Genomic DNA, 20,339 nt, shown 5'->3' with positions numbered 1-20,339 from the left:
GCGTTACCGTCCGGGCCGCGCGGCGTGCAGGTCGGCGGCCTGGCTGCCGTAGCCGTAGGTGCCGGGCAGCTCCGCGAGGATCTGTTCGGTGGGGCCGGTGACGGCGCGGCCACCGTGGATGAGGGAGGCGGTGTCGGCGAGGTGGCGGGCCAGGCGCAGGTCGTGGGTGCTGAGAAGTATGGCGGTGCCGGCGGCGGCGAGGTCCCGCAGTTGCGTCACGATGACGTCCTGGCTGGTGACGTCGAGCCCGTTGAAGGGCTCGTCCATCAGCATCAGTCGGGCCTGGGCGGCGATGGCGCGGGCGAGCAGGACCCGCTGGCGTTGGCCTCCGGACAGCAGCCCGAAGCGGCTGCGTGCGCGGTCGGCCAGCCCGACTCGCTCCAGCGCGTCGGCGGCGACGGCGCGGTCGGTCGCACGGATTTGCCGTAGCCAGCGGGTGGGCCGGTAGCGGCCCATGAGCACGACGTCGGCGGCGGTGACGGGGAAGTCCGCGTCGAGGGTGTCGACCTGCGGCACGTAGGCGGCCGCGCCGCGCGCCTGCCGCGCCGACCGTCCGGCGACGGTGATCGTGCCGGCAAGGACGTCGGCGAGCCCGACGACGGCCTTGATGAGGGTGGACTTGCCGGCGCCGTTGGCGCCGACGAGGGCGACGATCTGACCGGGCGCCACCGTGAGATTCACGTCGGTGAGGACGGCGCGGCGCCGGTAGCCGACGTCCGCCTGCGCGAGGTGCAGGGCGAGATCGGCTACCGGCGCGCCGGTGGGCTCAGCCACCGAGGGCTGCCACGATGGTGTCGGTGTTGTGTTCCTCGGCGCCCAGGTAGGTGCCCTGGGGGGTGCCTTCGGGGCCGAGGCTGTCGCCGTAGAGGGCGTCCTCCCCGCCGACCACCTTCACGCCTGCCTGCCGGGCGATCGCCTCGGCGGCCTTGGGCGGCAGGGAACTCTCGCTGAAGATCGCCTTGGTGCCGGTGGCCTTGATCTTCGCCACCAGGCCGTTGATCTGGGTGGCGGACAGTTCGGCGCTGGTGTCCAGGCTGGGGATCACCGCGCCGATGAACTGCAGCTGGTACCGGTCGATGTAGTAGCCGAACGCGTCGTGGTTGGTGACCAGCTTGCGGGCGTCCGCCGGCAGGGCGGCGAACTTGCGCTCGTTGTCCGCGTCGAGCTTGTCCAGCTTCGCCGCGTACGCCTGGAAGTTCGCCCGGTAGGCGTCGGCGTGGCCGGGGTCGGCGGTGACGAGGGCCTTCTCGATGTTCTCCGCCATGATCTTGGCATTGCGGGGGTTGTGCCAGATGTGCGGGTCGCCGTCCTTCATCTCCTCGTCGCCGGGGTCGCCCTTGCGCAGGGCCACTCCCTGTGAGGTGTCGACGACGGTGCCCTTGAAGCCGGCCGAGGAGATGGTGTCGTCGAGCCATTCCTCGAGTCCGACGCCGTTCTTGATGACGAGCTTGGCGGCCCCGAAAGCCTGGAGGTCGGCGGGGGTGGGCTCGTAGTCGTGGGGGTCGACGTTCGGCTTGATGATCTGGGTGACGATGACGGCGTCGCCGCCGACGTTGCGCGTGAAGTCGGCGACCTCGGGCGTCGTGGCGACCACCGCGAGAGTGCCGTTCTTCGCAGCGGTCGCGGTGCCGGTGTCGGTGTCGGCGCCGCAGCCGGCGGCGGCGGCGATCGTCGCTATCGCCAGGACGGTGCCGAGCGTACGGATGGACAGGTTCACTACCGCTCCTTGCTCATTGGATGAGCGGAACGGTAGTCATTTCCAATAAGCGCGTCTAGCTGTCAGGTGCTCATATCAACACCCATGCAACCATCGCCGGTCCTACTCGTACGGTTCCGCGGGCGCGGTGATCTTCTCCCAGGTACTCACCTCGAAGTAGGGGACGTCGGCGTCGTTGATGGGGTCCTTGGTGGTGTGCGGGATCCACCGGCCGGTGGCCCGTACCCAGGTGTTCACCGGCGCCTGCGGCACCTGGCCGCGCAGGCCGATCTTGACGGGGACGCCGTCGGCGGCGCAGCAGGACAGCACGATGCGCGCGAGCATGGGCTGCCCGTCCGGCTCGGGAGCGAGGAAGCCGGTCAACTGGATGCGCCGGTCCTGCAGGGTCCGGCCGTGGTCATAGACCGCCCGGTAGCCGTAGTCGAGGAGGGTGAGGTCGGCCGGGTCGCCGGGCGGCAGGGGTGGGTAGGCGACGTCGCGGTTGTCGGTCAGGGCGGAGCCGGCGCGTGAGGCGGTGTCGGCGCCGAGTGCCGGCGGGACGATGAAGAGCAGGGCGAGCGCCGGCAGCAGCAACAACCAGCCGACCGTTGGGCCGGACCGGCCGTGCCCGTGCCCGTCGTCGTCCGGCCCGGCCGCGGGCCGGTTGAGATGTCGCAGCTCCTGCACGAGGGCAACCACTGCGGTGATGACCAGCAGTGTTCCGGCGGCGATGAGGAATGGTCGCAGTCCCTGTTTGACGTAGCGTAGGTACAGGTCGGTGATGCTGGCGCGCAGGATCGCGCCGCCGAGGAAGAACATCACCACCGCCTGCGAGGCCCGATTCACCAGATCACCGTCCCGACCGTGGCCGCAACGAGCACGGCGAGGGCGAAGGTGGCCGGTGCGAACCGGACGGCGAACCGCCGCCCGAAGATGCCGGCCTGCATGGACACGAGTTTCAGGTCGACCATCGGACCGACGACGAGGAAGGCCAGCCGGGCGGTCAGGGAGAACTGGGACAGCGACGCGGCGACGAACGCATCCGCCTCGGAGCAGATCGACAGCAGCACGGCCAGCGCCGCGAGCGCGAGCACCGACAGCACCGGCCGGGCGGCCAGGTCGTGCAGGATCCGCTGCGGTACGGCCACGTTGATGGTGGCCGCGGCCATGGCGCCGACGACGAGGAAGCCGCCGGCGTGGATGATGTCGTGCCGGCAGGCGGTCCAGAACGCCGTCATCCGGGGCAGCCCGTCGAGGTGGGCGTGGTGCGGCAGGCGGATCCAATCCGTGCGGCCCAGCCGCAGCCACAACCATCCCATCAACAGGGCGACCACCAGACTGGCGCCACCCCGAGCGGCGACCATCTCCGGGTTGCGCGGGAAGGCGACCGCGGTGGCGGTGAGCACGATTGGGTTGATCGCCGGCGCGGCGAGCAGGAACGCCAACGCGGCAGCCGGGGTAACCCCGCGCCGGATCAGCGACCCGGCGATCGGCACCGAGCCGCACTCGCAGCCGGGCAGCACCACCCCGGCGACGCCGGCGACCGGCACGGCGAGCGCCGGGTGGCGAGGCAGGGCCCGGGCCCAGAACGAGCGCGGTACGAACACCGCGATGACAGCCGACAACACCACCCCGAAGACGAGGAACGGCATCGCCTGCACCATCACCGACACGAACACCGTCAGCCACGTCTGCAGACGCGGGTCGGAAACCAGTGCGCCGACCTGCCGGTGCAGGATGCCGACCAGGATGAGCAGGGCGACCAACACCTCGACCGAGCCGATCGCCCGGTCCCTGCGATGGGGGACGGCGGGCGGGAGGCCTGGGGTCGCCGAAACGGTTGGCGTGACGTCGGCTGCGGGCTCGCTCGTGCTCAGGACGAATCACCTTCTCCGGTCAACGATCGCATCCTAATGTGATCACCCCGTCGCAGAGAGTTCAAAACGGGTGACGCGCATCGCTGGAGGGAGCCGGGGGCGGGCATCGCGAATGGCGATCTGTTCACGGCGCCGATTGCGCCGCGGGTCCTGCCGTGGCTCCATGCGCTGGACCACGCACACGCCGGCGAACACACGGGGAGTGAACATATGCGCAATGCATAATGGGTTCCGATGTCACGTGACCACCAGTGCCACGGGCAGAAAAGGAATCGGGCGCCGAGACAGGCGCCGTGACGAGTGGAGACGGCGGACGGTGACCGAGGCAATGCCCAGTGCGACCCGCAACACCCGGCAGCGCGCCGAGGTGCTGGCGCTGCTGCGCGAGGTGGAGGGCTTCCACAGCGCGCAGCAGCTGCACCAGATGCTCGTCGACCGCAAGGCGCGGGTCGGCCTGACCACCGTCTACCGAACGCTGCAGATGCTGGTCGACAGCGGCGAGATCGACTCGACGCGGCTGCCGGGTGGGGAATATCTGTACCGGCGGTGCAGTCAGAGCCGGCACCACCATCACCTGGTGTGCCGGGAGTGCGGCCGCGCGGTCGAGGTCGCCGGGCCCGCCGTGGAGCGGTGGGCCGACCAGGTTGCCAGCCAGCACGGCTTCACCGACGTCGGTCACACCCTGGAGATCTTCGGCACCTGCGGTAAGTGCGCCGCCTGACCGGCGCTGCTCTGAATCAGACGCCCACCACCGCAGGCTGGCTAACCGCCTGCGGTCCCATGCGAAACTCCGGATCGATCTGATCGGTGAGATCCGCCCCGGCGCGCTCGTTGGCCCACGCGGCGGCGTTGCGCCGGTGGAACTCATGCGCCCACCGCGTGAAGGCCGTCCAGTCCTGCACGGTGTCGTCCACCGCCTCCACGAGCTTGGCGAGGGCTGCCTGGTTGGCGGGCTCCAGCTCGGCCAGCGGGCCGACCGTGCCCCGCTCCGCCCGCCGCACGTAACCGGATCTGCTGAACCAGGTCAACAGGTCGCCGCCGACGTGCTCGCGGAGGAACTCCACGTCGCCGGCGTCCTCGACCCTGTTCCCGGCCACCGACAGGGCCACGCCGTAGTCACGGGCGTAGCCGGCGTACTGCCGGTAGACCCCGACGCTGCGCACCGTCGGCTCGCACACCAGTACCGTGCGGTCGAAGCGGGTGAACAGCCCGGAGGCGAACGAGCCCGCGCCCGCGGCCATGTCCACCACGACGTACTCGCCAGGCCCGTCGGGCATGTGATTGAGCAGCAGCTCCACCGCCCCCACCTTCGAGTGGTAGCAGGCCACGCCGAGATCTTCCGTGGCGAACTCGCCGGTGACCGCCAACCGCACCGCGGCAGTATCCACGGTGATCGTCGCTTCTTCGGACATCAGGTGCTGCTCGGTGATCAGGAGTTACACCGTTCGTCTTACAGCCCCGAATCAGGCCAGGACAAGCGCAAGGCTGCGCGTACTGCCCGGGCGGGCTCCCGACTGGACCCCCGACACGGTGGCCCTGGACGAGTTCGTCGAAATCACCCGAGCGGTACGCGCCCTGCTCGCCTCGGCCCGCCCGCTGGTCCCCGCGGACCTGCGTGGCGCCGACGTCGACCCCGCCGGGGTGCCGGACGTGGTGGTCGACCCCTCGCTGGCCACCCGCGCCGACACCGCGGCGGGGCTCCTCGACCAACTGGGGGCCGACCTGGCCTCGGCCGACCCGGCGGTGCTGCGCGCCGCGTTGACCCTCGCCGCCGGCATCGGCGTCGCCGGCGCATACGCCGGTCCGGCCGCCACCGATGAGACGGTGCTCGCGCGGACCCGCACCGTGAGGACCGAGGTCGCCAGTCGGCTGGCGGCGCTCAATGCCCTCACCACCGAGGCGGGGGCCGACCCCGAACAGATCCGCGATCACCACGTGGCCCGGCTGCGCGCGGTATTCGGCGCCAACTTCCGGGTGCTACCGAGGTTCACCCTGGGCCGGCCCGCCGAACTGAGCACCGCGCTGGCGGGCAGTACCGCCGTGCAGGGCGGCAACCGGCACGCGGTCGTCGACTGGCTCGCCGACGCCGCCCTGGTCCGGCCCGGCGTGCAGAGGCTGGACACGGTACGCCGGTACACCGGGGCGGTCCGCCCCGAGCAGGTGGCGACGCTGCGGGTCGCGCAGCTGCCGTACCAGAGCGACGACCGGTGGCTCGCGCTGAAGCTGGCCGGCAAACGCCCCGACACGTCGCGGCTGTCCGTGGTGGTCGACGCGCCCGCCGGGTTCGACCCGGCGATGCAGGTCTGCGGTCTGGTGGTCGACGAGTGGGTGGAGGTCCTGCCCGACGAGGTCCAGACCACCGGCCTGGCATTCCATGCGGAGTCACCCGGGCAGGCCGCTCCGCAGGCGATCCTGCTGGCGGTTCCCGCCGACAATGCGCCGACCTGGACCCGCGACGCACTGGAACGGACCCTGGTCGAGACGCTCGAACTCGCCCCGATGCGGGCGGTGGACGTGGCCACCCTTGGCGAGGTCGGCCAGTTCCTTCCCGCGCTGTACTTCCCGATGAACGTCGACGGCGCGACCGGCGCGACCGACTTCACCCGCACCGTCTCGGCCGGCTGAGGAGCTGCCCATGTCCTCCGTAACCTCGTGGACCCGACTCGAACCGGGCGCCCGCAGCGACGATCTGGCTCCCGGCCTGCAGGCCCGGGTATACGACCCGCTCTGGCTGCTGGCCCGTCAGTGGCAGCTCGGCGAGTTCACCGGCGAGGACGCCGGCTCCCCGGCGTCCGTGCGGATCCGGGCGCAGAGCGCCCCGGTGACCTCCTACCGGCCCGCCGGCGGCTCCCCGCAGCCGTTCCCACAGGGACGCCCCCTGGAAACCGTCGTCGAGGCCGGGGCGGTCGGGCGACTGACCGAGCTGCCGCACGCCGCCCGCACCGGCGAGCACTTCCTGCGGCTGCTCGCCGACCAGGACAGGCTGGCGGGGTACGCGTCGCTGTTTGTCGAGGCGTACCCGCTGTCCGTGGACGGCCCGGCGGCGGCCAACCTGGACGCGGCCGCCCGGCGCTGGCTGTCGGTGCTCTCTCGGCGCGTCGCCAGCGGCGCGCTGCTCCTGCCGGCGATGCGTAACCTGGTGCAGAATGGCACCCCGCCGCCCGGGGTGCTGGTACCGCCGGCGCTGCTGCCGGCGCTGATCAGCTGCGCGAGCACGTGGTTGGCCTGGTTGGACACGCTCGGGCTCGACCTGTCCGGGATCGGCAGCGGCACCGGCGACGGGCTGCCCGAAGCGTTCACCCCAGGCCTGGCCGCCAGCGCCGTCACCACCGCACCGGCCGCCTGGCAGCCGGCCCGGATGGAGTACCGCTTCGACGTCTCGGCCCGCTTCGGCGACAACGACACTGTGCTCTCCGCCAGCGAATACGACGGCGGCCGGCTGGACTGGTACTCCTTCAGCGTCGACACGGCTACCCGGCTGCCGGCAGTGAACCAGATCGGCGACATCGTGCAGACCGTCCTGCCCACCCCGGCTGCCTATCCCGGCATGCCTGCTCCCCGCTGGTGGGAGTTCGAAGACGCCCGGGTGGACTTCGGCCAGGTCGAGGCGGAACCCAGCGACCTGGCGCGCCTGCTGCTGGTCGACTACGCCACCGTATACAGCAACGACTGGTATCTCGCGCCCCTGACGGCGCCGGTCGGCTCCGTTCTCAAGATCCGGTCGGTGGTGGTCACCGACACGTTCGGCTTCCGCACTCTCGTCCGCGTCGCCGGGGCGCTGCCCGGCGACGGCCAGGACTGGTCGCTCTTCCGGCACACCGTCACCGGGCCTCAGGCCACCCTCACCAACGGCCGCTCGGACTGCCTGCTGGTCGCACCGGCACTCGCCGACACCCAGGAGGCCGACCCGGTCGAGGAGGTGCGGATGTTCCGCGACGAGATGGCCAACGTCGCCTGGGCGGTGGAAACCATCGTGGCAGGAGGTGGCCGTGGCTGCTGATCCCGCTACGGTGGCCGCAGCCCGGCAGGTCCTGGCCCACCCGGGCGTCACCGTGGCCGATCTGAAGTCCGACGTCGGCGTGTTGGTGTCGCTGCCGATGGTCGCGGATCGTGCGGTGCTGGGTGTTGAGGTCTCTCTTCCACCGGCAGATCGCTGCCGTAGACGGGTTTGCGGTTACGGGATGATCACCTCGGAGTTGCCGTGGTGGGCGCCGTCAGCCAGGGTGGGCCGCCCGGCTCTGGTCGATGCCGGAGGTGCGGTAGACCGACCGTGTCGTGGCGGTTGCCGGGTTGCGGGTCGCCGACAGCGATGACCAGGCGGGTGCTGGCGTCGATACGTAGCGACCCTGCGGGTTCGTCGAGTACCGGTAGTTCTTGCTCTTCGTGGCCAGCCGTTGGTCCCGCATGATGGGGCAGTAGCTCGTCAAACGTGCCGCTGTGGGAGGCCGGCGTGCGACCATTAATCGCCAATAGGTCATTTAACGCGGATCGGGTCGCAAATAGATTGTGATCGGTGTTTTCGCACCCGGGCGGGGTGGATCCGCGCTGGCGATCTGAGAGAGGTAGAACGGTGGCTGAGCAAGGGCAGGGGGGCTCCCATCTGGCGCATGTCGCCCTAACCAGCTTCATTGGTACCACGATCGAGTGGTACGACTTCATCCTCTTCGGGGTGGCGGCCGCCACGGTATTCGATAAGTTGTTCTTCCCTGCTCTCAGTCCGAACGCCGGTACGTTGGCCTCCTTCGCGACCTTCGGGGTCGCGTTCGTCGCCAGGCCGTTCGGCGCAGCGCTGTTCGGGCATTTCGGAGACCGGATCGGGCGAAAACCTATATTCATTCTGACGCTGCTGATCACGTGTGTCGGCACGTTGGGTATCGGGCTGCTTCCCACGTACGCGGCCATCGGCCTCTGGGCGCCGGCGCTACTTTTGATGACCCGGTTGATGCAGGGTGTGGCTGTGGGTGGGGAATGGGGCGGCGCGGTGTTGATGGTGGTCGAACATGCGCCGCCGTCGAAGCGGGGATTTTACGGCGCCTGGCCGCAGGCTGGGGCTTACCTGGCCCTGGCCCTGTCCAACGGGGCGTTTTATCTGGTCGGTCTGCTTCCGGAGGAGCAATTCCTGAGCTGGGGATGGCGGATCCCGTTTCTCGCCAGCGTCGTGTTGTTCTTCGTCGGGCTCTACGCCAGGCGGCACGTGCTGGAGTCCCCGGCTTTTCGGGACGTCAGGGAGTCGGGACGGCGCCCCGTCGTACCGCTGATCCAGCTTTTCCGTACGCAGAAAAGGGGTCTGATCATCGGGTGCGCGAGCCTGGGCGCGGCGAACATATCGTTCTACGTCGCGACAGTGTTCATCTTGTCGTACGGCCCCGAGACAGTGGGCATCTCCCAGAAAGCGGTGCTGTCCTCAATCGTCGTCGCCGCGCTCGTGGCCGTGCCACTGAACCTGCTCGGGGCGGCGATCTCGGATCGGGTGGGCCGAAAGCGTCTCATCATCGGCGGCGCGATCTTCACGGCCGTCCTCGCTTTTCCGTTCTTCTGGCTCTTCGACACCGGGAATCCGTTCCTGGTCGGCGTGGCGCTCGTGCTGATGGTGGCGGTCAGCAGCGCGGTCACCTACGCCCCGTTGTCGAGTTTTATCGCCGAACTGTTCGACGCCCGCGTGCGGTACACCGGCGCCGCGCTCTCGTACCAACTGGCCGGGACGGTGCTGGCGGGACCGTCACCGTTCATCGCGACGGCGTTGTACTCGAAGGCGGGTAGTCCTTGGGTGACCGCGGTGTACATCATGGCCGGCTGCGGGATCACGGTCGTCGCCCTACTGCCTCGCTGGCAGAAGCCGGAGCGCCTTGGCGATGTGGATCATCGCGGCGCTAGCAGGCGTTAGCCCGATGTCGCGCTCGCGTGGCCCCACCGTCCCGGGATGCTACGCAGCTCGATCCGGCCGATGCCGCTGGGCACTGCCGGTTCGACCAGCAGCCGGTCCCCGTCCGGCTCCAGGCCGAGGATGACGCGCAGTAGCAGCAGCGGAGTACCGGTCGACCAGGACTGTGGGCTACAGGCGGTCGGGTACTCGACGGGATACCGGGTCAGTTCCCGGTCGTAGCCGGCGAATACCTCAGGCAGCCGGCCGTGGAAGAACTCCGCGGCGTCGATCAAGCCCGCGGCGATGCGTCCCGCCTCGGCCCGGAAGCCGTAGCGCCACAGCCCCCAGGCGATGAACGAGTTGTCGAACGGCCAGACGGTGCCCACGTGGTAGCCGATGGGGTTGTAGCGCCCCTCATCCACGGCCAGCGTCCGCACCCCCCAGCCGGAGAACAGCCGGGGCCCGAGCAAATGCCGCGCGACGGCCTCCGCCCTCGACGGATCGACGATTCCGCTCCAGAGGAGGTGCCCCATGTTCGACGACAGTGAGTCGACCGGCCTGCCGTCGGAATCCAGGGCCAGGGCGTAGAATTCCCCGTCCTCGACCCAGAAGTCGCGGTTGAACCGCGCCCGGAGATCGGCGGCCTCCCGCTCCAGCCGGTCCGCGTATTCCGGGTCGCCCCAGAAGTCACGTGCCAACCGGGCGCCCCGCACCTTCGCGTCGTACGCGTACCCCTGGAGTTCGCAGGTCGCGCGGGGAAAGTCCGGCAGGCGCCCGTCGTGGTAGGAAATCGAATCCCAGGAGTCCTTCCAGCACTGGTTCACGAGGCCGGTCCGCTCGTTCCGGGTCTGGTACCGGATGTAGCCGTCGCCGAGCAGATCGCCGTACTCGTCGATCCAGTCGAGTGCGGCCCGGGCCTCCGGCTCCAACAGCCCGACCAGGCGGCTGTCGCCGCTCCAGCGCTCGTACTCGTCCAGCAGGATCACGAACAGCGGCGTGGCGTCGGCGGTGCCGAAGTACGAGGTGTGCGGCTGCTCCTCGAACGCCGCCGACTCCCCGTACCGCCACTCGTGCATGATCTTGCCTGGTTCCTCGTCCCGGAAGTCATCCAGCTTGTTGCCCTGCATGCTCGCCATCAGCGTCAGCGTGTTGGCGGCAAGTTCCGGCGTGAACGGCAGCGTCTGCAGGCTGGTGAGGATGCTGTCGCGCCCGAAGATGGTCATGAACCACGGCAGGCCGGCCGCAGGTACGTTGCTCGCACCGAGGATGAGCGGCGAGAGCTGGAGCGCGGCGAGGTCGACCAGGCTGCGCCGGTACGACTGTTGAAGCGGCTCGTGCTGGCACGTGAGCTCAGGCGCCCGCGCCAGCCAACTCTCCAACTCCCGGCGCATCTGCCGTTTGGTGGTACCGGGCTGGCCGTGCATGCTACGGCGGATCTCGCTTCCGCGCGTTCCCAGCGTCGCCACGCGCAGCCAGGTCACCCACTTGCCGTGCGGTTGGATGCGGACATCGAAGGTCACCCCGCTTTCGTCGAACGTGCCGGGTGCGGTCGACGAGACCAATGTCTCCCGCCGGAAGGTCTCCCGTTCGTAGCCCAGCCGCAGGCGCCCGTGCTCGGGCCGGACGTACACGTTGCCCTTCTTCTTCCTCACATCCTTGATCTCGAACAGGTCGGCGAAGTCGCTCTCGATCTCTAGCCGGATGATGAGGTTCACCGGCTCACGGCTGTGGTTGAGCACCGTCAGTTGCTCGTCGAAGCTACCGCCGACCGAGCGCTGGCGGATGACCGACACCTTGGCGTCGACGTAGTGGGTCGGTTTGCCCGGGACCAGGAAGAAACGTGTCTCGAAATACTGCAGATCGTCGACTGACAGCGCCTGGAGGCGCTCGCCGTTGACGCTCAACTCCCACTTCGACAGGAATCGGGTGTCGAACGAGAACAGACCGGTCGGAAACTCCGGAGACGCGATGATGTCGCCGCACCTGTCGCTGACCACGAAGGTGTTGCCGTTCAGGATCCTGACCGTGTCCTCGCTCATCGCCGCAGCTCTCCGCGTCGCGCGACCGGTCGGGGATCCCCGGCTTCAGGTGGCCCGGGAAGGACCCGCTGGAAGAGGTCGAGCATGTACAGCCGGCCCACGACCTTTATCTCGTTACGCAGCCAGGCCGCGTAGACGTTCGCCTCGCCGCGTACGATGCGCGCGAACAACGCCTCGTCGAGCCGGACGGTGCAGTCGGCGCGGCGGTTTTCCCGGGACATTCTGACGTCCCCCTTCTCGATCGTCATGAGCCAGTGGGTGGTGTGATGATCTCGTACGAGGTCGAAGCGGATCGTGCCCGTGACCTGCTTGAGCCGGTCGTACCTGCGGCGTACGACCCCGGCGAAAAACTCTGCGATGGGATCCGCCATCAGGTCTTCCCCTCTCGACCCGCCCCGACTAGGGCCGTTTGGCGCCGGCGGCTAGCCGGCATCCGAGACGTCGAATCCAGGACTGTGGCAGCATCGCCCCGACCAGGGTGGGTGCGCATCACCCGGGTTGGGTGATATCGGCCGGGGCAGGGTCGAGGACGTTCCTTCGCCTCGGCCGGGCTGACACAGAGCGGGGAGCCCACCCGGGCGATTGATGCATCGATGCCGGTGGCCAGGTCGTCGACCGACGTCAGGCCCGCGAGAATCAGCGAAGAATCAGGGTCAGGTCATCCGTTGGAGTGGTGCATACCAAACCCTGGTAGTATGCATGGAGCTATGCAGCTTGCTTGGCGGGTCGGCTGTCGCGTATCGCTTGCTTGAGAAGGCAGGCCTTCCTTGCTGGCGAGGCGCCCCGCCCGCCTGCTCGTGTTTCATCTGCGCTAGGAGATGCTTGAAATGACCGCCACTGCGGCCGCGGTGTCGGCCGACGTCTATGAGCGGTTGACCAACGCCCGGCTATCGCCTGCGCAACGACGAATCGCGCGCTATGTGATCGATCATCGTGATGCAGCGGCGTTCCTTACCAGCGAGAGCATTGCGCGGCAGGTCGGCGTCAGCCAGCCTTCGGTCTCGCGGTTCGCGGCCGCGCTCGGTTACGCCAGGTTCTCGGACTTCAAGCGAGCGCTCCAGAAGTGGGCCCGCTCTGAGATGTCGGCACTATCGCCCGCAGGCGACAGCGCGAGTCCTTTGGCCGAGGCGATCGGGGCCGAGGTGGCCAATCTTCAGTGGCTCGGCCAGTCGGCCACCCTCGAAGAGCAGATTTCTCGGGTCGGGTCCGCCCTCATGTCCTCGCAGCGGCTGCCGGTCATCGGGCTGCGAATCTCGCGTTCGTTCGCCCAGCACTTTGCCTACCTCGGTGCCAAGGTGCACCCGAACATCTCTGTGATCGACCGCGGCGACACAGAGGCCAAGGAGAGCCTTGCTCGTGCGGCGGCGGAGGGGGGCACTTGGTGCCTGGCGTTCATCCTCCCGCGCTACCCGAGAGAGGCCTGTGACCTGATGCGTTACGCGAGACAGATCGGGCTCAAGGTTGCGGTTCTCAGTGACGAGTCGTTTGCGACCGTCGGGCACGAGACCGATGAGCTCATCACCGTCAGGTTCGGGAGTGGGTTGCTCTTCGACACGTCCGCAACGATGAACATCGCCTCGTCCGCGCTCCTTCACGCCATGGCAGACTCCAACCCCGGAGCCTCACAGGACGGGCTCGAGCGCTTTGAACGACACGCCACCGACCTCGTGGTCTTCGAGGAGTGACCGAGGCCGGCGGCCAGCCCATCACGGCACGGGCGGTGCGGGGCGCGTGGGGTCGTCGGCGACCTTGACGATGAGCTTCCCGAAGTTCTTCCCCCTCAGGAGACCGAAAAACGCGTCAGGGGCGTTCTCGAGCCCGTCGACGAAATCCTCTCGGTACTTGATCCGACCGTCCGAAAGCCAGGCCGACATGTCGCGCTGGAAGTCGGCGTAGTGGGTCGAGATGAAGTCTCGCTGCGTGAAGCCGCGGACGACAAGTCGCTTGATGTTGATCGCGCTCATTAGCTGCGGGAGCCGGTCGGGTCCCGTCGGCGCGGACGTCTCGTTGTACTGAGAGATCAGGCCGCAGACGGGAACCCGTGCGAAATCGTTGAGGTGATCGAAGACGGCGTCCCACACGGCGCCGCCGACATTCTCGAAGTAGATGTCGATTCCGTCCGGAACGGCCTCGCCCAGCTCGTTCTCGAAGGTGGGCGATCGATGGTCGAGGGCGAGGTCGAATCCCAGCTCGCGCAGCCATGCCACCTTGCTGGCGCCGCCCGCGATGCCGACGGTACGGGCACCCTGGATCTTGGCGATCTGGCCGACGACGGACCCGACGGCCCCCGTAGCGGCCGCCACCACGAGCGTCTCGCCCGCGCGGACGCGCCCGATCTCGGTGAGTCCGACGTACGCCGCGAAACCTGGCATGCCGAGCACCCCGAGCGCGGTTGAGATGGGTGCCTTGGCCGGGTCGACCTTGCGCAGGGACTGACCGTCCTGCACCGCATGGGTCTGCCAGCCGGAGTGCGCGAGGACGATGTCTCCCGGGCTGAAGGAAGACGACGCCGACTCGAGGACCTCGCAGACGGTACCGCCTTCCATTACCTCGCCGACCTCCACCGGCTTGGCGTAGGAGCGCGATGCGTTCATCCGGCCACGCATGTACGGGTCCAGCGAGAGATAGATCGTCCTCAGCAGCACTTGGCCGTCGCCGACGGCCGGGAGCTCGCGCGTCTCGAGACGAAGGTTCGAGCGGACGGGCTCGCCGACGGGTCGCGAGGCGAGGACGACGGCACGGGACTGGGTCTGGGTCACGCGGGCCAACATAACTGGAGGTTGCCCGCACTGTATAGAGCAGGATACGGTGCCCGAGGCAAGTGAATGCTTTTCTGCAACCAGGGCAGGGTCCTCGCTCGACGTCGAGGGCGCCAGTCGCCGGGCGACCCGTCGCTGCCGTCGCTCCCGTCGCTGGGTCGACCGTCGAATGTGAGCCTCAAGAGATCAGCTAACAGGAGGATTGATCATCGTGAGCACCATCACGATCACCGGCGAGCATTTGAGCCTTGAGACGCTTCGTCCCGTATTCCGGGGTCCTGTCCAGGTAGCGTTCGCTCCTCAGGCAGTGGAGAACCTGCGACGTGCGCACCAGGTGATCCTGGACGCGATCAGCCGAGGAGATGTGGTCTATGGGGTGAACACCGGCTTTGGAAAGCTGGCGGACCGACGGATCTCACCTTCGGACCTCGTGGAGCTGCAACGCCGGTCGGTGCTGTCGCACATGGTCGGGGTGGGTGACCCGCTTCCCGACGAGACGGTCCGCGCCATCATGGTCATCAAGCTCATCGGTCTTGCTCGCGGGCACTCCGGCATCCGCGTCGAGACCGCGGAGATGCTCATGAACCTGATCAACGCGGACGTGCTGCCTGTCATCCCAACGCAGGGCTCCGTTGGAGCGTCAGGAGACCTGGCACCGCTGGCGCACCTCGCCGGCGCACTGATGGGAGAGGGCCGTGTCCGGATCGACGGCGTCACCTACAACGCTGTAGAGGGTCTCGCGAAGGTCGGACTGACTCCCGTCGAACTGGGCCCCAAGGAGGCGGTGGCACTCCTCAACGGAGTCCAGGCGTCCACCGCCATCGCCCTGCGCGGACTATTCGGCGTCGAGGCCGTGTTCAACGCCGGCCTGGCCGCAGGTGCGCTGACGCTGGAGGCGACGGCGGGCCGACAGGTCGTTCTCGACGACCGCATCCAGCAGATCCGCGGGCACGCTGGCCAGATCCGGGTCGCAGGGCTCCTGCGGCGTCTGGTCGCCGACAGTTCGGTCCTCGACGTGGAGTTCGAGGGACGTCGGCTCCAGGACCCCTACTGCCTACGCTGCCAGCCACAGGTAATGGGGGCAGCGCTGGACCTCCTGACGTTCGCCGCGCGCACGATCGAGCAGGAGGTTAACGCGGTCTCCGACAACCCACTGATGTTCCCCGACGATGGTGTCGTCTTGTCGGGCGGGAACTTCCACGGCCAGCCCATCGCTTACGCGGCGGACATCATCGCCATGGCGATCTGCGAGATCGGGTCGATCTCCGAACGCCGCCAGGCAATGCTGATGGATGCCTCCATGAGCGGGTTGGCGCCGTTCCTGGTGGGCAACGCGGGTCTGAACTCCGGGTTCATCATGGCTCAGGTCACCAGTGCCGCGCTCGTCGCAGAGAATCGCGCCAAGGCGACTCCGAACAGCGTCGACAGCATTCCGACCTCCGCCGGCCAAGAGGATCACGTCAGCATGGCGACGCATGCTTCCGTGCGGCTTGGGCCCATGGTGCGCAACGCGGCGTACATCATCGCGATCGAACTGCTGTGTGCTGCCCAGGGCCTGGACCTGAGGAACGGCGGGACTGCGGCGCCGGCGAATCGCCCCACTTATGACCTTGTCCGCTCCAAGGCCGAGTTCCTCGAGGACGACCGAATCATGGCGGGGGAGATGGAGGCCGTTGCCGCGGAGGTCCTCGACGGGGTGTTCATCGAGATTGTCGGTGGCCGACTGGAAGCTATCGCCTGACCCGACAGCTCTCCACCCCTGCCGCATGGTGGGCCTCGCCAGGGGGTGGGCACGCGTGGCGCGCCCACCCCCCTCGCGTCGTTTCTGCGATGCTCGTGGGCTCTGGTCGCCCGCAGAGGCCATCGGGTAACTGGATGACTACGCCACGATAAGCCGTTCGGCGTTGCTGCGTCGGGCGGCTTCGCATTCGGCGGCGTTGCTCCAGCGAATGTTCTGGCCGGCGAGTATCGCCATGAGTCGAACATCGCGGTTTTGATCATGGCTTCGGAGTTGGCGGTGAGCCGAGTAGTTCTGGGCCAGACGCCTACCGTCGCGGTCGATTCCGGCTCTCGGCCGGCCGCCGCCACGGACGGTTCGACCCGTCCCACCGTCACGCGCCGCGCCTGGCCGGTCACCCAAAGGTCGCTCAGAAGGACGACTTGAAGACGGCTGTGTTGCGCCTGCGAACCATCCTCAGATCGCCTGCGCGAGGGGGGTTGCCGTGCTGCATGGAAGAGGATACCGTTCCGCCAGCGCTGAATGATTTCTTTCATGTTCAGCCCTGAGCAGCCCACCAGGAGCCAACGATGCCGAGAAGCCGTGTAGTGACCGCCACCCTCTCCCTGCTTGCCGCCACCGTGCTCCTCGTGAGCGGTTGCGGGGCGGAGGCCGACACGTCGAAGGACAGCGCCCTGCTCGTCCCGAAGCTGAATGAGCTGCTGCCGCAGAAGGTGCGCGACTCGCGCATCCTCACCGTGGCCACCGATCCCCAGTACCCGCCGTGCGACTTCACCAACGAGTCCGGAAAGATCGATGGCTTCAACCACGACATCCTGATGGCGATGGCGCCGCGACTTGGCGTCGAGATCCGCCAGCCGGCGATCGCCTTCGACGGCCTGCTGCCCGGAGTTCAGAGCGGTCGGTTCGATGCCGCGATGGAGTGCATCACCGACAACCGGGAGCGTCAGAAGACGGTAAAGTTCGTCGACTATGCCTACGCCACCAAGAGCGTCATCACGACGTCGGAGAACAAGCACGGCATCACGAAGAACCCCCTGACCACGTGTGGGCTGAAGGCGGGCGTTCAGACCGGAACCGAGTTCGTCGAAGACGCCGAGCTGTTCTCGAAAAACTGCGAGTCGGAGGGCAAGGGCGCGCTGCAGATCACCAACTTCCCGACCGCCGGCGACCAGAACACCGCACTGCAGTCCGGCAGGATCGACTTCGCCTTCACCAACACCGCGACTGGAGTGTGGCAGGCGAAGGCCAGCGGCGGCCACTTCGAGATCATCCCGAGCCCGCTTCTGTCGCGCACCTACGTCGGCATCGTGGTAGGCCCTGAGGCCGACGGAACCGCCAAGGCCCTGCTCGGTGCGCTCGAGGCGATCATCGAGGACGGCACCTACGGCAAGATCATGTCGAAGTGGGACCTCAACGACATCGCGTTGGACAAGCCCGGCATCAACCTGGCGACCGAGCGTCCCCTCGAGCTGCCGAAGGTCTGCGGGGCGTGCGGCTCCTGACCTAGCGCCGATGTGGGCGTCGCCCCGAGCGTATCGATGACCTTTTGATGCGTTGTCGTGAACTCGCGGGACGCGGGTCTGACGCGGCGCGGACATCGCGCCGCGTCAGACCGGCGGCCAGACTGGCTCTAGCGCAAACCCGACCGTTCAGGCCGGCCGTCTGTCGCGAGCACACGAGAAGCATCGACCTCGGACATCAACCACGCCTCTCGGATCATCGCTAACGAGAAACAAAAGAAGGTGAACCGTGACACACGTGACACACCCGGCAGCTGATGTCGAAGTGCGAGATCCTTTCGCGAAACCCCGGCCACGCAGACACCCGAGCTACTGGATCAGTGGGCTTGTCGCGGTTGTGATCCTGGGTTTTCTCGTCTACGGGTTCGTGACCAATGAGAAGCTGGAATGGGATGTCGTAGGAGATTACCTCTTCGCCGATCCCATCATGGAGGGCTTGTGGATGACGATCAAGCTCTCATTGCTATCCCAGCTCATCGCAGTGCTGATCGGATGCATGCTCGCCCTTCTCGGTGAGTCCCGGAACCCCGTCTTCCGCACCTTCGTCAAGGCATATGTTGGGTTGTTCCGAGGGCTGCCGCTCCTTGTTCTCCTTCTGATCTGCTTCAACGCGGCACTCTTCATCCCGCGAGTCGGGTTCGGTGCAGCCAGTTGGGATACGAACACCCTCATCACCGGTTTCACGGCCGCCATCATCGGCCTTTCCTTGCACGAGGGCGCCTTCATGGTCGAGATCATCCGTGCGGGCTTCATGTCGGTGCCTCCCGGTCAGCGTGAGGCGGCCCAGGTCCTGGGAATGAGCCGTGGCCTCACCATGCGGACCATCGTCATCCCACAGGCGATCAGGGTCATTATTCCCCCGACGGGCAACCAGTTCATCAGCCTCCTCAAGGCGAGCTCGCTCGTCGCAGTCATCGGTGGAGGTGACCTCCTCACCCGTGCCCAGCAGATCTATGGCTCCAACTTCAAGGTCATCCCGCTCCTCTTGGTGGTCAGCTTCTGGTACCTGACGATCGTCATGCTGGCGACCCTGGGTCAGCACTTCCTCGAGAAGAAGTACTCCCTGTCCGCAGGACCGCAGCGGAAATTTATGAAATCTCGAGTCGGGGAGGCGTCGAAGTGAAGCAGCAGCCACTTGTGACCATCCGGGACGTGCGGAAGTGCTACGGCGAAATCGAAGTCCTCAAAGGCATCGACCTCGACGTCATGCCCGGAGAGGTGTTGTGTCTGATCGGACCGTCAGGCTCAGGAAAGAGTACGCTGCTTCGTTGCGTGAACGTCCTCGAACAGATCAATGGCGGCTACATCCAGGTAGAGAACGAATTCGCGGGCGCGACGGTCAAGAACGGGGAGCTTCACGAGCCCAGCGAGGCCGAGATCGCGAGGTACCGCCAGCGCATCGGCATGGTCTTCCAGCACTTCAACCTCTTTTCCCATCTGACAGCGCTCGAGAACGTGGCCATCGGCCTTGTCAAGGTCCGGGGATTCGCAAGAAGCGAGGCGTTCGCCCGCGCGCGGGCGTGCTTGTCTGACGTCGGACTGGCGCACCTGCAGAACTCGTACCCGCGCCATCTCTCCGGTGGGCAGCAGCAACGTGTCGCCATCGCCCGCGCGCTGGCCATGGAGCCGAAGCTCATGCTGTTCGACGAGCCGACGAGCGCCCTGGATCCCGAACTCGTCGGGGAGGTGCTGTCGGTGATGCGTCGCGTGGCTGAGCGGGGGATGACAATGATCGTGGTGACCCACGAGATGCGGTTCGCGAGGGACGTCGCCGATCGGGTTGCCTTCATGGACCAGGGACGGATCGTCGAGATCGACGAGGCCAAGAAGCTGATCGATTCGCCGACATCCGAGCGCACGAAGAACTTCCTGAACCACGTGAAGTGAGGGTCGGTATGATCAACCTGCAGATCACGCTCGGTGAGCCACACGGCGCCACGGATGCTCCGTGCCTGGTCCTCGGCCACTCCTTGGGTACGTCATCCGCCCTCTGGGCCGACGCGGCCGCGTTGCTCGCAAGACACTTCCGTGTCATCACCTGGGACCTGCCCGGACACGGCGCCTCGCCTGCCGCAGACGGTGCGTTCACCATCAGCGACCTGTCCGGCGCAGTGGTCGGTCAGCTTGGCGCACGAGGGGTCTCCAAGTTCCTGTACGCGGGTGTCTCCATCGGTGGCACCGTGGGGATGGACGTGGCCCTCCGGCATGCCGAGCGCGTCGACGCGGTTGCGGTCATCTCTGCCGGCGCCAACGTCGACGCACCAGCGGCCTGGGCTGAGCGGGCTGCCCTGGTGCGCTCGGAAGGGACTGAAGCGCTGGCGGCGGGATCGCTGCAGCGCTGGTTCGCGCCGGCGACGCGAGAGCACCGCGGCGAGCGAGCGGCGTTGATGATCGAGGAACTTCGTCGCGCCGACGACCGTAGTTATGCGTGGGCGTGCGAGGCTCTCGCCGCCTACGACGTCTCCCCCGACCTGCCGCGGATGGACATCCGTGCTCTCGCGCTGTGGGGCGAGCACGATCAGCTCGTCCCCGAGCGCAAGTCGGCCGAGCTCGCTCGAGGGCTGCCGCGCGGGGCTCTCCAGTGCGTTTCTGGTGCGGCACATGCTGCACCCCTCGAGCAGCCCACGACCGTCTCGGATCTTCTGGTCGACTTCTTCCTAGGCCCGTGAGCGTTGTCCGCGAGTGACGTCACGGTCGAATGTGGAAGACGGCACCGCCGTTACCGCCTGCGCCTCTGCGGGCATGTCCTGGTGCTCGAGGAGGCAACATGTAGAACGCGCCTGCTGACGAACTCAAGATGCCGGTGAAGACCTGTGTCCCCGATAGAAACGACGTTGACAGAGC

18 protein-coding genes and 1 pseudogene are annotated in these 20,339 nt (G+C 67.5%); 10 read left to right on the top strand and 9 right to left on the bottom strand.

From position 1 onward, the window contains the following. Window positions 1-3: 3 nt before the first annotated feature. The 4 genes from B0E53_RS00150 to B0E53_RS00135 all read right to left on the bottom strand — a co-directional run bounded on the left by B0E53_RS00150 (window position 4) and on the right by B0E53_RS00135 (window position 3,480). Window positions 4-774, bottom strand: coding sequence for a metal ABC transporter ATP-binding protein (locus tag B0E53_RS00150; protein WP_107074028.1), 771 nt, complete (start codon window positions 772-774; stop codon window positions 4-6). After that, window positions 767-1,717 (bottom strand): metal ABC transporter substrate-binding protein, encoded by a 951-nt coding sequence (locus B0E53_RS00145; RefSeq protein ID WP_107074027.1) that lies wholly within the window; start codon window positions 1,715-1,717, stop codon window positions 767-769. Before B0E53_RS00145 ends, B0E53_RS00150 begins: the two co-directional genes overlap by 8 nt. A 102-nt stretch (window positions 1,718-1,819) precedes the next feature. Further along, entirely contained in the window at window positions 1,820-2,542 is a 723-nt protein-coding gene (locus B0E53_RS00140; protein WP_107074026.1) for a TIGR03943 family protein, read from the bottom strand. Beyond that, window positions 2,539-3,480 carry a permease gene (locus B0E53_RS00135; protein ID WP_246835131.1) on the bottom strand — a complete coding sequence of 314 codons (942 nt, stop codon included), beginning with the start codon at window positions 3,478-3,480 and terminating at the stop codon, window positions 2,539-2,541. The genes B0E53_RS00140 and B0E53_RS00135 overlap by 4 nt, the downstream gene beginning before the upstream one ends. 421 nt (window positions 3,481-3,901) lie before the next feature. On the opposite strand from B0E53_RS00135, the gene B0E53_RS00130 reads away from it, so the two are divergent. After that, window positions 3,902-4,294 carry a transcriptional repressor gene (locus B0E53_RS00130; protein WP_210405826.1) on the top strand — a complete coding sequence of 131 codons (393 nt, stop codon included), beginning with the start codon at window positions 3,902-3,904 and terminating at the stop codon, window positions 4,292-4,294. Window positions 4,295-4,310: 16 nt separating this feature from the next. Here the strand turns inward: B0E53_RS00130 and B0E53_RS00125 are convergent, their stop codons facing one another. Next, window positions 4,311-4,985 (bottom strand): hypothetical protein, encoded by a 675-nt coding sequence (locus tag B0E53_RS00125; RefSeq protein WP_246835123.1) that lies wholly within the window; start codon window positions 4,983-4,985, stop codon window positions 4,311-4,313. Between the two features lie 118 nt (window positions 4,986-5,103). Between B0E53_RS00125 and B0E53_RS00120 the strand changes: the two genes are divergently transcribed. Then, window positions 5,104-6,198: a hypothetical protein gene (locus tag B0E53_RS00120; protein ID WP_107074023.1), complete on the top strand. Its 1,095-nt coding sequence runs from the start codon at window positions 5,104-5,106 to the stop codon at window positions 6,196-6,198. Between the two features lie 10 nt (window positions 6,199-6,208). Continuing rightward, window positions 6,209-7,573: a hypothetical protein gene (locus B0E53_RS00115; RefSeq protein WP_107074022.1), complete on the top strand. Its 1,365-nt coding sequence runs from the start codon at window positions 6,209-6,211 to the stop codon at window positions 7,571-7,573. A gap of 106 nt (window positions 7,574-7,679) precedes the next feature. On the opposite strand, the pseudogene B0E53_RS00110 reads toward B0E53_RS00115, so the two are convergent. Continuing rightward, window positions 7,680-7,976 (bottom strand): annotated as a pseudogene (locus tag B0E53_RS00110) (IS5/IS1182 family transposase); the annotation flags it as partial. A 167-nt stretch (window positions 7,977-8,143) separates the two neighbouring features. Between B0E53_RS00110 and B0E53_RS00105 the strand changes: the two are divergent. Then, window positions 8,144-9,457 carry an MFS transporter gene (locus B0E53_RS00105; protein WP_107074021.1) on the top strand — a complete coding sequence of 438 codons (1,314 nt, stop codon included), beginning with the start codon at window positions 8,144-8,146 and terminating at the stop codon, window positions 9,455-9,457. On the opposite strand, the gene B0E53_RS00100 is transcribed toward B0E53_RS00105, so the two are convergent. Together B0E53_RS00100 and B0E53_RS00095 are read right to left on the bottom strand one after the other, a co-directional pair. After that, window positions 9,454-11,475: a glycogen debranching N-terminal domain-containing protein gene (locus B0E53_RS00100; RefSeq protein ID WP_107074020.1), complete on the bottom strand. Its 2,022-nt coding sequence runs from the start codon at window positions 11,473-11,475 to the stop codon at window positions 9,454-9,456. The two genes, B0E53_RS00105 and B0E53_RS00100, sit on opposite strands and share 4 nt — an antisense overlap. Beyond that, window positions 11,472-11,846: an SCP2 sterol-binding domain-containing protein gene (locus B0E53_RS00095; protein WP_107074019.1), complete on the bottom strand. Its 375-nt coding sequence runs from the start codon at window positions 11,844-11,846 to the stop codon at window positions 11,472-11,474. The genes B0E53_RS00100 and B0E53_RS00095 overlap by 4 nt, the downstream gene beginning before the upstream one ends. A 456-nt stretch (window positions 11,847-12,302) precedes the next feature. Between B0E53_RS00095 and B0E53_RS00090 the strand changes: the two genes are divergently transcribed. Further along, window positions 12,303-13,160: a MurR/RpiR family transcriptional regulator gene (locus tag B0E53_RS00090; RefSeq protein ID WP_168215149.1), complete on the top strand. Its 858-nt coding sequence runs from the start codon at window positions 12,303-12,305 to the stop codon at window positions 13,158-13,160. Window positions 13,161-13,181: 21 nt separating this feature from the next. Here the strand turns inward: B0E53_RS00090 and B0E53_RS00085 are convergent, their stop codons facing one another. Then, window positions 13,182-14,234: an NADP-dependent oxidoreductase gene (locus B0E53_RS00085; RefSeq protein WP_246835122.1), complete on the bottom strand. Its 1,053-nt coding sequence runs from the start codon at window positions 14,232-14,234 to the stop codon at window positions 13,182-13,184. Between the two features lie 211 nt (window positions 14,235-14,445). Here B0E53_RS00085 and hutH point away from each other — a divergent pair, with 211 nt between their 5' ends. The 5 genes from hutH to B0E53_RS00060 all read left to right on the top strand — a co-directional run bounded on the left by hutH (window position 14,446) and on the right by B0E53_RS00060 (window position 20,164). Next, window positions 14,446-15,975: a histidine ammonia-lyase gene (hutH, locus tag B0E53_RS00080; protein ID WP_107074017.1), complete on the top strand. Its 1,530-nt coding sequence runs from the start codon at window positions 14,446-14,448 to the stop codon at window positions 15,973-15,975. 584 nt (window positions 15,976-16,559) lie between these two features. Next, on the top strand, window positions 16,560-17,477 hold the full coding sequence (locus tag B0E53_RS00075) for an ABC transporter substrate-binding protein (protein WP_168215148.1): 918 nt from the start codon (window positions 16,560-16,562) through the stop codon (window positions 17,475-17,477). 247 nt (window positions 17,478-17,724) lie between these two features. Then, a complete protein-coding gene (locus B0E53_RS00070) occupies window positions 17,725-18,618 on the top strand; it encodes an amino acid ABC transporter permease (RefSeq protein WP_210405825.1) in 894 nt (297 codons plus the stop codon). After that, window positions 18,615-19,382 carry an amino acid ABC transporter ATP-binding protein gene (locus B0E53_RS00065; RefSeq protein ID WP_107074014.1) on the top strand — a complete coding sequence of 256 codons (768 nt, stop codon included), beginning with the start codon at window positions 18,615-18,617 and terminating at the stop codon, window positions 19,380-19,382. The genes B0E53_RS00070 and B0E53_RS00065 overlap by 4 nt, the downstream gene beginning before the upstream one ends. 8 nt (window positions 19,383-19,390) lie before the next feature. Next, window positions 19,391-20,164, top strand: a complete 774-nt coding sequence (locus B0E53_RS00060; RefSeq protein WP_146167518.1) for an alpha/beta fold hydrolase — start codon at window positions 19,391-19,393, stop codon at window positions 20,162-20,164. Window positions 20,165-20,339 lie beyond the last annotated feature (175 nt).

The sequence above is a fragment of the Micromonospora sp. MH33 genome (assembly GCF_003013775.1).
Taxonomy (GTDB): Bacteria; Actinomycetota; Actinomycetes; order Mycobacteriales; family Micromonosporaceae; genus Micromonospora; species Micromonospora fulviviridis.
The sequence above is the reverse complement of the archived record's forward strand: the minus strand, read 5'-3'. Positions and strand labels throughout refer to the sequence as shown.